The 13740-nt window shown below is 64.4% G+C and carries 11 protein-coding genes; 1 reads left to right on the top strand and 10 read right to left on the bottom strand.

Annotation, left to right across the window (positions count from 1 at the left end; all coding sequences use genetic code 11):
• Window positions 1-416: 416 nt before the first annotated feature.
• The 10 genes from EB836_RS16980 to EB836_RS16935 all read right to left on the bottom strand — a co-directional run bounded on the left by EB836_RS16980 (window position 417) and on the right by EB836_RS16935 (window position 12388).
• Entirely contained in the window at window positions 417-1265 is an 849-nt protein-coding gene (locus EB836_RS16980; RefSeq protein WP_240690120.1) for a sugar phosphate isomerase/epimerase family protein, read from the bottom strand.
• Entirely contained in the window at window positions 1262-2680 is a 1419-nt protein-coding gene (locus EB836_RS16975) for a sugar porter family MFS transporter (RefSeq protein ID WP_135542520.1), read from the bottom strand. Before EB836_RS16975 ends, EB836_RS16980 begins: the two co-directional genes overlap by 4 nt.
• A 122-nt stretch (window positions 2681-2802) precedes the next feature.
• Window positions 2803-3816: an inositol 2-dehydrogenase gene (gene iolG, locus EB836_RS16970; protein ID WP_135542511.1), complete on the bottom strand. Its 1014-nt coding sequence runs from the start codon at window positions 3814-3816 to the stop codon at window positions 2803-2805.
• A 70-nt stretch (window positions 3817-3886) separates the two neighbouring features.
• Window positions 3887-4963 carry a Gfo/Idh/MocA family oxidoreductase gene (locus tag EB836_RS16965; protein ID WP_135542509.1) on the bottom strand — a complete coding sequence of 359 codons (1077 nt, stop codon included), beginning with the start codon at window positions 4961-4963 and terminating at the stop codon, window positions 3887-3889.
• Window positions 4960-5844, bottom strand: a complete 885-nt coding sequence (locus tag EB836_RS16960; protein WP_135542507.1) for a sugar phosphate isomerase/epimerase — start codon at window positions 5842-5844, stop codon at window positions 4960-4962. Before EB836_RS16960 ends, EB836_RS16965 begins: the two co-directional genes overlap by 4 nt.
• Window positions 5841-6812: an NAD(P)-dependent oxidoreductase gene (locus tag EB836_RS16955; RefSeq protein WP_135542505.1), complete on the bottom strand. Its 972-nt coding sequence runs from the start codon at window positions 6810-6812 to the stop codon at window positions 5841-5843. Before EB836_RS16955 ends, EB836_RS16960 begins: the two co-directional genes overlap by 4 nt.
• Window positions 6805-8055 carry a Gfo/Idh/MocA family oxidoreductase gene (locus EB836_RS16950; protein ID WP_135542503.1) on the bottom strand — a complete coding sequence of 417 codons (1251 nt, stop codon included), beginning with the start codon at window positions 8053-8055 and terminating at the stop codon, window positions 6805-6807. The genes EB836_RS16955 and EB836_RS16950 overlap by 8 nt, the downstream gene beginning before the upstream one ends.
• Before the next feature lie 53 nt (window positions 8056-8108).
• Window positions 8109-8897 carry an aldolase/citrate lyase family protein gene (locus tag EB836_RS16945; RefSeq protein WP_135542501.1) on the bottom strand — a complete coding sequence of 263 codons (789 nt, stop codon included), beginning with the start codon at window positions 8895-8897 and terminating at the stop codon, window positions 8109-8111.
• Complete coding sequence (iolD, locus tag EB836_RS16940; RefSeq protein WP_135542499.1) at window positions 8885-10819, bottom strand: 3D-(3,5/4)-trihydroxycyclohexane-1,2-dione acylhydrolase (decyclizing); 1935 nt, start codon at window positions 10817-10819, stop codon at window positions 8885-8887. Before iolD ends, EB836_RS16945 begins: the two co-directional genes overlap by 13 nt.
• Window positions 10820-10939: 120 nt before the next feature.
• A complete protein-coding gene (locus tag EB836_RS16935) occupies window positions 10940-12388 on the bottom strand; it encodes an aldehyde dehydrogenase family protein (protein ID WP_135542497.1) in 1449 nt (482 codons plus the stop codon).
• A gap of 238 nt (window positions 12389-12626) precedes the next feature.
• Between EB836_RS16935 and EB836_RS16930 the strand changes: the two genes are divergently transcribed.
• Window positions 12627-13703: a LacI family DNA-binding transcriptional regulator gene (locus EB836_RS16930; RefSeq protein WP_167854502.1), complete on the top strand. Its 1077-nt coding sequence runs from the start codon at window positions 12627-12629 to the stop codon at window positions 13701-13703.
• Window positions 13704-13740: the final 37 nt, after the last annotated feature.

Below are 13740 nucleotides of genomic sequence, written 5' to 3'. Positions count from 1 at the left end.
CTGTTCGACCGTGTGATTGTCTCACCAGAAAAATAATGTTTCTGGCATCACAACTTGTTCAAACAAACACGCTATTGGATTCTCAAACCACAAACACTCACCCATCACCACAACCCAACAAAAAGGGGCGTGTTCACTGGGGGCATCAGTTTCATTTATCGTCACCCACCCGATCCCCAACCACCGTGACAAACCGTGTTTGTCCTGGTCAGGCCCGGTGGAAACCCTGTCTTTCAGACTGTGTTTCCGGCGGGGCAACGAGATATAACTCTAGACCAGGCAAACCCGTCCACGCAAATCCAAACCCGCCATTCCCCACGTGACACCCACCACACGGACTGCCGGGGAACAGGCAGCCTTCCAGGAGCCCTGAAACAGCGGCGCTCCTGGAAGCTGGGCTTCGAGCATGGGCGCGTTCATGCGAATGCCGAGAGGGCACTGAGTCGTGCCGCGTCCAGAGCCTCGGACAGGCTCCGGCGGCGATGAGCCGCCGACAGGATCTCCACTCCCCACGGTCCCTCGTATCCGATGCTGCGCAGTGCCTGGATGAAGCCGGCGACGTCCTGGACTCCGTCTCCGATGAGCTCACGATTGTCGCGAGTGTCTTCGAAGAGCGATCCGACGACGTCTTCCTGGGCATCACAGAGTTCGACACCGAAGACCATGTCCGTGGTCAGGCAGGCCTGCAGCTCGTCCAAAGAGGTGCCTGCCCGGAACACGTGCCAGTAGTCGACGATCAGACCGGCCGCCGGGTGGTCGACCTGGGAGATGAGTTCGGCTCCCTGCGGCATCGACGCGATCATGCCGAAGGGAAGAGGCTCGAGGGCGACCTTGGTCCCGTACGAGGCGGCTTCCTCTGCCAGGTCCCTGAGAGGGGCGACGAGAGGACGGACGTCTTTGAGAGCGGGGGCGCTGTCGGTGCCGATCTTGATGAAGGCGGCGTCGAGAGCCTGCGCGGCTTCGAGCAGTTCTTCCCAGTGTCCGCGCCAACCTTCGCTCGGGTGCTTCCACCATCCTGAGCACAGTTCGACTTCGACGTGCTGCAGGCCGGATCCGGTGATCTCGTCGGCAAGAGTGTCGTAGCCGATGGTGTCCCGGATGGCTCGCAGGTCATCGAGGACGAAGCCGAGCCCCATCCAGCCGGTCGCGGCGATCTGACGAACCCGCTCGATCGGATCCAGCGGGCTCCGCTCGCTGCTGCGCATCGGAGCCGCGTCGCCGGCGCTGGTCCAGCAGGTGGCTATCAGTTCCGGTTCGATCATCATTCGTCACGCAGCTTCTTCCATGCCCCGAAGCGGTATGCCAGGCCCGATTCGATGCCCTCTTCCATCTTCTCCAACGATATTCCCCGCGTCTCGGGAACCTGAGTCGCAATGAAGATCAAGGCGAGTACTCCGACTGCGGCGAAGAGGAAGAAGACACCGGAGATCCCGATCCCTGCCACCAGCGATGGGAACACGAGAGCGATGGCACCATTCATGCCCCAACCGAACAGCTGCGAGATTCCGATGCCCACACCGCGCATCGGCAGCGGGAACACCTCCGCCAGCCAGACCCACACAGCGACATTGAGGAAGGACTGCATCGAGGCGACGAATCCGACGATGAGGGCGAGGATCACCCATGCGCGCAGCGGGTTGTCCTCGGACATGAACTTGGAGCACAGACCGATGAGCAGGTGGAAGGTCGTCGTCAGGGACAGACCGGTGATGAAGGTCGTGCGTCGGTCGACACGGTCCATCATGTAGAGGGCGAAGAGTCCGCCCAACACAGCGACGACACCGGGAGCGATGTTCGCGATGAGTGCGGCGTTGGCGGCGAACCCTGACTGGATGAGGACGATCTGCCCGTAGTACATGATCGAGTTGATTCCGGTGAGCTGCTGGCAGACCGCCACGCCCATGCCGACAAGCACGATCCGGATCAGCCATTTGTTGAACACGAACTTCCGGTAGCCGACTCGACGATCTCCGGTTGAGGCTTCCGCCACCTCTTCGACGGATCCCAGCTCCGCACGTGCCCTCTCTTCGGTGCGCACCGTCATCAGGACAGCGAGAGCCTCGTCGTGGCGGTTGTGTTCGACCAGCCACCTCGGCGATTCGGGCATCCGGAGCATGCCGATGAACAGGCAGACCGCGGGTATTGCGCAGATGGCGAACATGACCCGCCAGATCCCGTCGATATGTCCCCAGACGTTGCCGATGATGGCATTGACGACGAAGGCGGCAAGCTGTCCGCTGACGATCGCGACTTCGTTTCGTCCGCTGATGGATCCGCGGATTTCGTGTGGAGCGAGTTCGGACAGGTACACCGGGACGACGATGGAGGCACCGCCGACGGCCAGGCCGAGCATGATCCGACCGATGACCAGCACAGACACGTTAGGGGCGAAGACGGCAACCAGCGTGCCGAGGAAGAACAACATCGCCAGGACTATGATCGTTCGACGTCGTCCGACCATGTCGCAGATCTTGCCGCAGGAAACGGCGCCGACAGCGGCAGCGAAGACGAGCGAACTCGTCACGACACCTTCGCTGACTGCAGTCAGTCCGAGTTCTTCGGACATGGGGCGCAGCGCCCCGTTGATGACACCGGTGTCATAGCCGAACAGGAGCCCTCCGAAGCAGGCAACGATAGAGATGAGTCCTATCCGTTTGCGATGGGCTCCGGTCTTGGGCATCACCGGCAGTGCTGAGTCTTTGACGATTGGTGACTCTGTTGAATTGGCAACCACGATGGTCTCCTAACAAATATGCATCGTTGCACTCTGATATGCGTTGCCGCATTGGGTTGGGTTCAGGGTCAGGCGGTCAGATCGACCTGGACGACCCGTCCTTCTGCCGCGGATGTCTGGGCCGCATTGGCCAGGATCAGCGCTGCTCGGCCATCAGCGAAGGACGAGCAGCGTGACTCCTCTCCGCGGACGAGCTGACAGAATTCGCGCAGCTCTTCGACGTAGGCGTCGGAGTATCGCTCGAGGAAGAAGTGCTGATAGGGCGAGGTGGTCTTCACCGCAGTCGCGTTCGAGTAGCTGACCAGACTCGTCCCCGCGTTCCCGACTTCGAGCATGCCCTGGCCGCCGAAGATCTCGATCCTCTGGTCGTAGCCGATCGCGCTGTGCCGTGAGTTCGTGATGGAGATCTGGACCCCGGTCGAGGTCCTCATCGTCACCATCGCGGTGTCGAAGTCGGAAGTCTCCTTGGCTCCGTCGTCGAACAGCTGTGAGCCGGTCGCGAAGACCTCGACGATGTCAGGGGCGAAATAGCGTGCCATATCGAAGTCGTGAATCGTCTGGTCTCGGAACATGCCGCCGGTCGTCCGGAGGTTCTCGACGCTTGGTGGGGCGGGGTCGCGGCTGATGATCGACAGCTGCTCGAGGTCTCCGACCTCACCGGCGATGAGGCGTTCTCGAGCGAGTGAGAAGTCACGGTCGAATCGGCGGTTGAAACCGACGGCGAAGGGAACGCCGGAATTCTCGACCAGTGGCGCCAGTTCGTCGACGCGGGCGATGTCGAGGTCGATCGGCTTCTCGCAGAGCACCGGGATTCCGGCTTCGATGGCCTTCTTGATGAGATCGGCGTGGGTCGACGTCGGTGAGGCGATGACCACTGCATCGAGCTCACCCGAAGCGAAGGCTTCGTCGGGGTCGCCTGTTGCGCGGGCGCCGTTTTCCTCAGCGATCGCTTCGGCTCCGGCGACATAGGGGTCGATCACCCAGGTCAGGGTGGTTTCGGGAAGTGCCGCGATGTTGACGGCATGGACTTTGCCGATGCGGCCGGTCCCGATGAGACCGATGCGCAGTTGTTCATTCGTCATTGAACTTCTCTCCTCGTTCGAAATTCGCGTTGAGTCAATGTGGGTTTGTGCGGTGTCGCGGCTTGAGCGCTCACGCGGTGATTTCGTCCAATCGGACGGGTCGGCCGCGCCGCACCGATTCCTCGGCTGCCAACGCCAATTTCGCTGCGACGATGCCGTCGGACGGCAGGGTCAGCGAGGTGGCATCGCCGTTGATGACGGCCAGGAAATGTCGGACTTCGCGTCTGAAGGCCGGTTCGAACCGTTCGATGAAGTCGGCGTAGGTCGACTCCGGTGGGGCGACTCCCGGTTCGGTCGAGGTGACCGGCGAGTGTGAGTCGATGCCGGCTGCGAACGCCGCATCGCTGCCGTAGACGACGGTGTTGACGTCCTGGCCGGAGGCGATGTTGCGGGCACCGCTGATGAGCGCCTGCACTCCCGATTCGAAGGTGATCACGGCTGTGGCCGTATCCAGGTCGCCGCTGTCCGCATAGGCCTGCTCGTCGAGCACCCCGCCCGAGGCGAAGATCGATACGGGTGCCTCACCCATGAGCCAGGGGATCGTGTCGAACTCGTGGATGAGCAGGTCGCGCCACACCCCTCCCGAGGTGGGGATGAATTCCGGATCGACATGGAAGTGATCATGTCCGGCCGAGTGGATGACTCGGATGGTTCCCATCTCACCGCTGTGGATCCGTTCTCTGAGGGTCTGGAACCCTTCGTCGTACCTGCGGTGGTAGGCGACCATGATGGGCACGTCGAGCGCTTCGAACTCCGCGGACAGGGCCGCGGTCTCTTCGAGCTTGAGTCCGATCGGCTTCTCGACGAGAACCGGGACCCCAGCGGTCAGTGCTGTCCGAGCGAGATCGGGGTGGGTGTGCGTCGAACTGGCGATGATGACACCGTCGAGTCCGTCGGTCCAGTCCTCGGTGAGCAGCACTGTGCTGATGACCGGGCGGTTGACGGGACCTGCGGGGGCGTGAGCACCTCGAAGGTCCGGCCCCGCGTCCGGGGCCAGCTCCGACTGCAGCTGCGCTTTGGCGTCTTCGAGCTTGCCTGCGGTGCGGCCGATGAGCACGAGCTCGTCGACCCCGTCTTCCTGCGCGATGTTGCGAGCGTGCATCCGTCCGATCCGGCCGAGGCCGACGACGCCGATCCGTGTGCTCATCGGTTCTCCTCGATGATCTGCTTGAGATAGCTGAGGCTGGCGCGAGCCTGGTCGATCGGTCCGGAGCCGGGCGCCGGTTCGTCGGCGACGACGGTGTCCTGTTCGAGGGTGAACCAGCCGTCGAATCCGGCGCGGATGAGAGTGCCGACGATCGAGTCGATGTCGATGTCTCCCTGGCCGAGCGGCTGGTACATTCCGTCGACGACGGCATCGTAGTAGGTTTGTTCGCCGGCCTGGACACTGCGTGCACGGTCGAGCGCGACATCCTTGAGGTGTGCGTGGGAGATGCGTCCCGTGTGCTTCTGCACGAATTCGACCGGGTCCACTCCGCCGATGAACATGTGTCCGGTGTCGAAGCAGAAGTCGACGTCGGTGCCGTTGAGAATGTGGTCGACGTCGTCCTGGGTTTCGACCATGGTTCCCACATGCGAATGCAGGCTGACGGTGACTCCCTGGGCTTTTGCGGCTTCGAGGATGCGGTCGATGTTGCGGTAGACGGTCTTCCATCCGGCCTCATCGAGTTCAGGGCGCTTGGCATCGTAGCCGTCGACGCCCGTCGCTGCTGCCAGGACGAGGGTGTCCGCACCGGCTGCGGTGTAGGCTTCCAGTTCGCGCTCGATCCCGGGCAGCGGATCATGGTCGGGGTCGTGGATGATGGCCGGGTAGAACCCTCCGACGGCCTGCATCGAGTGCTTCTTCAGGGTTTCGGCCCTGCCTGCGGCGTCGTCGGGAAGGAACCCCTCGGGGCCGAATTCCGTAGCGTCGAAGCCGAGTTCCTGCATTTCGGTGAGGACCCGTTCAGGGCTCAGCTGGTATCCCCAGTCAGGGACTTCGCAGACTCCCCAGGAGATGGGGGCCGCGGCGATTTTGACGTTGCTCACCTTGGGTCTCCTTTGCTTGCGGCTGCAGGTGCAGCCGGCGAATCCACTTCGTTGACCGCTGCGCCCGGGCGCCCGCCTTTGAGGACTGCGTCCACGGCACGGGCGGCGGCGACGAAGGTGGCATGGCTGGCTTTTGCGCTGAGCCCCATCACATGAGGAGTCAGCACTGTGCGGGGGTGCTGGTACAGGGGGTGCGGCCGAGGCGGCTCGGATTCGAACGAGTCGAGTCCGACGCCCCCGAGTTTGCCGGACTCGAGTCCCGACAGAGCGGCGTCCTCGTCGACGAGTCCTCCGCGGCTGGTGTTGATGAGGATCGCTCCGTCCTTCATCAGATCGATTGTGCGGGCGTTGATCATGTGGTGGGTGCTCTCGAGGAGCGGCACGTGCAGAGTGACGATGTCCGATGCGCGCAGGATCTCGTCGACGGTGTCGACCCTATTGGCTTCGGGCACCTCGGCGACGGGGTCGTAGGCGAGGACGCTCATGCCGAAGGCCTCGGCGATCGCCTTCACCCGCCGACCGATGTTGCCGAATCCGATGATGCCCAGACTCGCTCCGTCGAGATCGCCGACCGGGACACTGGTGCGTTCCGTCCATCCCCCGGAGCGAACGATCTCCGTCAGCGGTGCCAGTGACTTCACGAGCTGAAGCATGTGAGCGAACGCGCCCTCGGCCACCGCAGTCGAGTTGACACCGGGGGTGATCGCCACGGGGATTCCACGTTCGGTGGCGGCGTCGACATCGACGTCGTCGACGCCGACGCCGGTGCGGGCGATGACCTTGAGGTTGGGCATCGAATCGAGTTCTGCGGGGCCGACCTTGACGGCAGCGCGCACGATTGCGCCCTCGGCCTTCGCGTAGTCCTCAGCTCCGGGGCTCTCGACGAAGTCGACCCCGAGTCCGAGTTCTGCTTCGACGAGGTCCTTCGGTACCGGTCCGAGTCCGATGACGGTGGTCTTCTCAGGCATCGACAGTCTCTTTCCTGTTCGAGTCGTCCGTGGTCCGTGTCGATGCCGAGGTGCCCTCGACCTGTTCGACGGTCTGCCAGGACTCGGTGGCGATCGCGCGCTCACCCGCGTAGACGACGCGGTTGGCGGCGAGGGCGTCATGGACGTCGGCGTGGGTGGATTCCTCGCCGACATGGGCGAGCAGGAACTTCTTCGCTTCGATGACCTTGAGGTCGTCGTAGCCCATCGAGGTGCCGGCGCCCGGCTGGAACTTCGAGAAGTCGCCGAAGTCCGGACCGGCCATCACACGGGTGAACCCGACATGAGGACCCTTGTGTCCGAGTGCCAGTTCGAGTTCGTTCATCCGTTCGAAGTTCCACCGCAGTGAGCCCTCGGTTCCGTAGACCTCGAGCGAGTACTCCGCGCGCGGCCCGACGCACACTCGTGAGGCTTCGAGCGAACCGACGGCGCCGGCTCCTTGAGCGTCGGGGCCGAAGTGGACGAGCAGTCCGGCGTAGTCTTCGTTCTCGACGGGTGCCATCTCTCCGCCCTCGACGACGTCGAAGTGGGTGCCGCTGCCCATCTGCTGCTTGGGGCGCTCGGTGTAGGCGGTGTTGGCCACGCCGGTGACCTTGTCGATCGGTCCGACGACGTAGTGGGCGAGGTCGGTCAGGTGTCCGAGCAGGTCTCCGAGGACACCGGAACCGGCGAGTCCGCGGATGAAGCGCCAGGACAGAGCGCCGTTCGGCTCGGCCGAGTAGTCGGCGAAGAATGCGCCCCGCACGTTCGTGATGCGTCCGAGCTTGCCTTCGGCGATGATCTTCCTCGCGTATTCGATGGCCGGGGCGTTGCGGTAGTTGAAGCCGACAGCGGTGACGACTTCCGCGGCATCGGCCGCGTTGACCACGGATTCCGTCTCTTCGTCGGAACGGCCGACGGGTTTCTCGATCCACAGTGATTTGCCGGCCTTGGCGACGGCGGTGCCGATCTCCTCGTGGAGGAAGTTCGGTGCGCAGACGGAGACGACGTCGACGTCCGGGTGGTTGAGAACGTCGTTGTAGTCGCTGGTCGAATTCTCGTAGCCCAGCACGTCCTGGGCGAACTGAGCGCGCTCGTCATTGGTGTCGGCGGCGATGACCAGGCGTGTTCTGATGCCGAGCTCGGGGTAGACGACGGGAACGTTGGAGTAGGCGCGGCTGTGGAGCTGCCCCATCCAGCCGACGCTGATGAGTCCGACTCCGATGGTCGTGGGGTTGTTGCTCATGGTGCTCCTTGAGTAGTCAATGGTGGGGCGGTTGGCCCCGATGTTCTGCGGCGTCAGTCGCGCAGGGTGGACACGACCGCGGCAGCGGTGTCAGCCAACAGTGTCGAATCCGAACCGACCGGCAGGAAGGTGAAGCCCTGTTCGGCTCGGGTTGTGGCCACCGCTGAGTCGGCACTGAGGATTCCGGCCGACTTTCCGTGTCTGCGTGCAGCTGCGACGACCGTGTCGAGGGCGTCGCGGAAGACCGGCGCATTGAAGTCGAGCGGCACACCGAGCGCATACGACAGATCCAGGGGCCCGACGAACAGGACGTCGACGGCGTCGAGTGCGGCGATGTCGTCCACCTCGGCGAGGGCGCCTGCTGTCTCGATCTGAACGATCGTCAGCACCTCGTCGTTGCTCGTCTCCAGCCCCGCTTTGTCCATTCCCCAGCGGAGGGAGCGGTTGTAGGTGGCCACTCCCCTGTCTCCGAGCGGTGGGTAGTGCAGGTGCGGAATGATCTCGGCCACCTCGGCGGCGGAGCTCACTCGCGGGAGCATCACTCCGGCGGCACCGGCGTCGAGGGCACGTCCGATCCTGATCCGGTCCGGGATCTCCACCCGCACCAGGGTGGCTGCCCCGTATCCGCCGGCGGCCGCTGCCGCATCACCGATCGATGCTTCGTCTCCGCCGCCGTGTTCGAGGTCGACGAGGATCCAGTCGAGTCCGGCGGCGGCCAGGACCTCGATGGCCATGGTGGAGCCGAGACCGGCGAAACTGCCGATGGTTGTCTCGCCCGCACGGATCCGTCTGGCCAGCGCGCCCTTGTCCAGCGGGGTCGGCGATGTGTTCACACGTGCCATTTCTGGTCCTCCAGACCCTTTTCGTAATCGGCGCGCAGGCCGGAGACCCATTCCTGTTCGGCGACCTCGGCGGGTGCGACATCCCAGAAGACTCCGGACCCGGGCAGGTCGACCAGCGGGATGGTCGGCACCACGATGGCCACGGGTCCGTGGACGTCGCGGGTGTCGTTGAGCGCTGCCCGGATCTCGTCGACGCTCGTGGCGCGGATGGTCTTGGCGCCGAGGCCCGAGGCGATCTCGCCGAGGTCGACGTGGAGGTAGTCGCCCGAGAGCCGGGCGGTGTCCTCTTCGTCGCGGTAGCGGAAGTCGTTGCCGAACTGCTCTCCGTACTTCATCATCTGCAGGCGGCGGATGACCTGGAAGCCGTGGTTCTCCGAGATCACGTAGGTGATGTCGAGGTGCTCCTGCGCTGCGGTGAGGATCTCGGTCGGGTTCATGAGGAAGGTCCCGTCGCCGATGAAGACCGAGACGCGGCCGGTGCTCTCGGGGTCCGCGAGCCGGACTCCGATGCCGGCGGGGATCTCGTAGCCCATGCAGGAGAAGCCGAACTCGAGGTGGCAGCGACGGTCATCGGTGGCGTCCCATACCTTGAGCAGGTCTCCCGGGGGTCCACCGGCGGCGGCGATGAGTGTGTCGCCCGGCTGTGCATGCTCCTGGAGCAGACCGATGAGCTGTCCCTGGGTGACGGTCGCGTCGGTGTCCGGGATTCCCAGTGCCGCGTGCTCCGGTGCGTGCTTGTCGAAGGCGGTGTCGGGGTCGAGTGCCTGGCTGCGCTGCGGAGCCCATTCGGCCTTCTGCGAGGCGACCTCGGCGGTCCAGTCACCGGGCACCGAGTAGTCGGAGAGCTGCTGGCTCAGGGCTTCGATTCCCAGCTTCGCGTCGGAGAGCACCGCGACGGCTCCCTGCTTGATCGCGTCGAGCTCTGCGATGTTGATCGAGACGAAGCGCACATCGGGGTTCTTGAACATCGTCTGCGATCCGGTGGCGAAGTCGGTCAGTCGTGTGCCGATGCTGACGATGACATCGGCCTGGGCGACGAGGCGGTTGGTCGCGGGGTTGCCCTCGAGTCCAATGCCGCCGAGCACCCAATCGGCGTCGGTGAGTGCTGCGCCCTTGCCGCCGAAGGTTTCGGCGACAGGGATGCCGGTGGACTCGGCGAATGCGGCCAGTGCCTCACGGGCTTCGGAGTAGTGGACACCGCCGCCGGCGATGATCAGGGGCTTCTTCGCCGAGGCGAGGACGGAGACCGCCTGTTCGATGTCGCTGGGCTGCGGAATGGTGCGACGGATCGGCCAATCCCGCTCGCGGAACAGGCTGACGGGGAAGTCGTAGGCGTGGGACTGGATGTCCTGGGGCAGGGAGAGCACGACGGCTCCGGTCTCCGCGGGGTTCGCGAGCACGCGGAACGCCTTGGGCAGCGCGGTGATCAGCTGCTCGGGGCGGGTGATCCGGTCGAAGAACGCAGAGACGGGACGGAATGCGTCATTGACGGTGAGGTTCGGGTCCTGAGGGTTCTCGAGCTCCTGGAGGACGGGGCCCTGGCGCCTGGTCGCGTAGGTGTCGCCGGGCAGCAGGAACAGCGGAAGGCGGTTGACCGTCGCCAGTGCGGCCGCGGTGACGAGGTTCATCGCTCCGGGACCGATGGAGGCGGTGACCGCGAGCGTCTGCCGCCTGCCGCTGGCCTTGGCCAGAGCACTTCCCGCGTGAGCCAGCGACTGTTCGTTGCGGCCCTGGATGAACGGGAGATCGTCGGCGTACTGCGAGAACGCCTGGCTGAAGCCGGCCACATTGCCGTGGCCGAAGATGCCGGCCGCGGCCGGGATGAACCGCTGACGGTCGTCATCGAGGACCGAGTACTGGCTGCTGAGGAACTTGACGACGGCCTGGGCCACCGTCAGTCGGATGGTCGGTTCGTGACTCATGGGTTCTCCTTCGAACGGATAGGGTGCGCCGTGACCTTCTGTGATCATGGGCGCCGAGGTTGATGTGTCGGTGTGTGTTCCGCACCGAACGCTGTCTGTGCGATCTTCTGTCCCGAAGAGTCAGGCCCAGGGGCGGCCGTGGATGACGACGGTCTTCGACTCGGTCATCTCTTCGACGGCGGCCCGCAGACCTTCCTTGCCGATTCCGCTTGCCTTGAGACCCCCGTACGGCATGAGGTCGGCCCTCCACAGCGGAGTCCAGTTGATGTGGATGTTTCCTGCATCGACCTCACGCATGTACTGGACGCCTGCGTCGACGTTGTTCGTGAAGATCCCGGCGGCGAGTCCGTAGTCGGTCGAGTTCGCCAGTTCGATGGCGGTCTTGACGTCGGGGGCGGTGGAGACGGCCACTGCGGGGCCGAAGATCTCGTCCTGCGCGATCGAGGCTTGGGGATCGACGCCGCTGAGGATTGCGGGCTCGAGCATCGCGCCGTCGCGGTCGCCTCCGAGTTCGAGGCGTGCTCCGGCGCCGACGGCTTCGCGGATGGCCCCTTCGACACGTTTGGCCTCGGACTCGGTGATGAGGGTTCCGACCGTCGTCGCGTCATCGTCGGGGTTGCCGATCCGGTGTTCCCGGACCTTGGCGCTCAGCGCATCGAGGAAGTCACCCTGAATGTCTTCGTGGACGATGACTCGCTGCACCGAGATGCAGACCTGACCGGCGTTCGTGTACCCGCCGGCGGCAACAGCACTCGCCGCGAGCTCGATATCGGCGTCGGGAAGGACGACGACGGGGGCAGACGACCCCAGTTCCAGGGACAGCTTCTTCACACTGGCGATGGAGGCCAAGTGCTCGCCGACCCCCGTGGAGCCGGTGAACGAGATCTTCCGGACGCGCTTGTCGGCGGCAAGGCGATCGCCGATGTCCCCACCGGATCCGGTGAGCACGGAGAGGACGCCCTCAGGCAGTCCGGCATCGATGAAGCATTCGGCCAGCGCCAGCGCCGTCAGCGGAGTGGTGCTTGCGGGCTTGAGGATCACCGAGTTGCCTGCGGCCAACGCCGGGGCGATCTTGTGGTTGACCAGCAGCGCCGGGTAGTTGAAGGGAGTGATCGCCACGACCACGCCGACCGGCTGGGGCAGCGTGAAGCCGACCTTGTCGAGGCCGGTGCCCGGGTTTGCGTCGAGGGGAAGCGTCTGGCCGTACAGCTGTGTGCCTTCGAACGCCGCCAGGCGGATGATCGAACCGGAGCGGCCGGCTTCTGCGCGGGCTTCGCGCAGAGTCTTGCCGTTCTCGGCCGAGAGCACCTGGGCGATCTGTTCGGTGCGCTCGTCGGCCAGAGCCGCGGCCTTGAGCAGGATCTCGCTGCGTTCGTGGGCCGGAGTCCTGCGCCAGACCTCGGCACCGCGAGAAGCGGATTCGAGGGCGGCTTCGACGTCCGCAGCACCCGCGATCGAAACCTGTCCGACGGTGCGTCCGTCGAACGGCGACACCACGTCTTTCAGCTGACCGCTTCCCTCACGAGAAGCTCGCCAGGTTCCACCGATCAGCAATTCGCTGCGCGTCATTGCGTACTCCAAACTCTTTCGACAATCTTCAAGCCTCATTTTGAACCGGTCCAATTTGAAGTTCATCGTTTTTCGTCCAAATATTTGGACCGGTTCAAAATGAGATCAATGCGAACTTAATGTGACGCCGCCGACATTGTCAAGCACTCTCTGGAAACTCAGGTTGAGATTTCGTGCTCCACGGCCCGGACGGACCCGACCCCGCTCGACTCCCCTGCCCATGTGTGATGATGAGCATATGCCGAATTCCAACAGTGACGGGTCGAGGACCGCGCGGTCGCGGCCGACGATTCGCGATGTTGCTGCGGCTGCCGGGGTGTCGAAGTCGCTGGTCTCCCTTGCCTTCAAAGAACCGCAGCGCGTCAGCGAACGCCGCCGCGAGCTGATTCTGCGCTCGGCTCAATCCCTGGGTTATCAGCCGAACTTCCTGGCCCGCTCACTCGCCGCAGACGGATCGCCGTTCGTCGGCATTCTCGTCGTCAATCTCCACAACCCGATCTTCGCCGAGATCGCCGATGCCGTCCGGTCCGAACTCGATGCGCGTGGCGAATACGGCCTGATCACCAGTGCAACGATCGCGAACGATCGGAGTCCGACCGAGCCCTACGGCCGCATCGACTCCCGGGTCATCGCAATGCTGCAGGACCTGCGGCCGAAGGCGCTGATCGTCGTCGGAACGGTCATCGAGCACGAAGCACTGTCCTCGGGCATCCCCACCGTCTACGCCAGTGCTGCTCCGAGTCCGGACTCCGGCTATTCCTCGGTGCGCATGGACGACGTCAGCGGAATCGCTCTGGTGCTCGATCACCTCCAGGGGCTCGGCCATGCACAGATCGCCTTCACCGGCGGGCAGGGCAGCGCGGTCGCGAAATCGAGGAAGACCGCCTACATCGAAGCCATGCGCTCCCGCGGCTTGGTGCCGAGAGTCCAGTCGGCCGGGTTCTCTGAGCACGACGGGTATACGGCCGCTCAGCAGCTTCTGCGATCGAGCACGCCGCCGACCGCCATCGTCTCGGTCAACGACATCTCCGCCATCGGAGTCCTGGCCGCCGCCGACGAGGCAGGAGTGCGCGTACCCGATCAGCTCGCGATCGTCGGCTTCGACAACATCTCTCTGTCCGGCCTCGAACGGATCTCCCTGACCTCTGTCGATCCGCAGAACCAGCTGATCGGGCGGCTGTCGGCCCAAGCGGTCTTCGACATCCTCGCCGACCCAGAGGCCCCCCGCCGGGAGAACCTCATCACCCCATCACTTGTGGTTCGGCGATCAACGGTTGCGAAGCCGTCGTCGGGATCGACGTCGCCATCGGGATGAAGCCTCTGCCGAGGGCGAGCGCTGACAGAGTCTGAGG

This window comes from Brevibacterium sp. S111 (assembly GCF_004745075.1).
Classification (GTDB): Bacteria; Actinomycetota; Actinomycetes; order Actinomycetales; family Brevibacteriaceae; genus Brevibacterium.
Note: the sequence above shows the minus strand (reverse complement) of the source record. Positions and strands in the feature narration are given on the sequence as shown.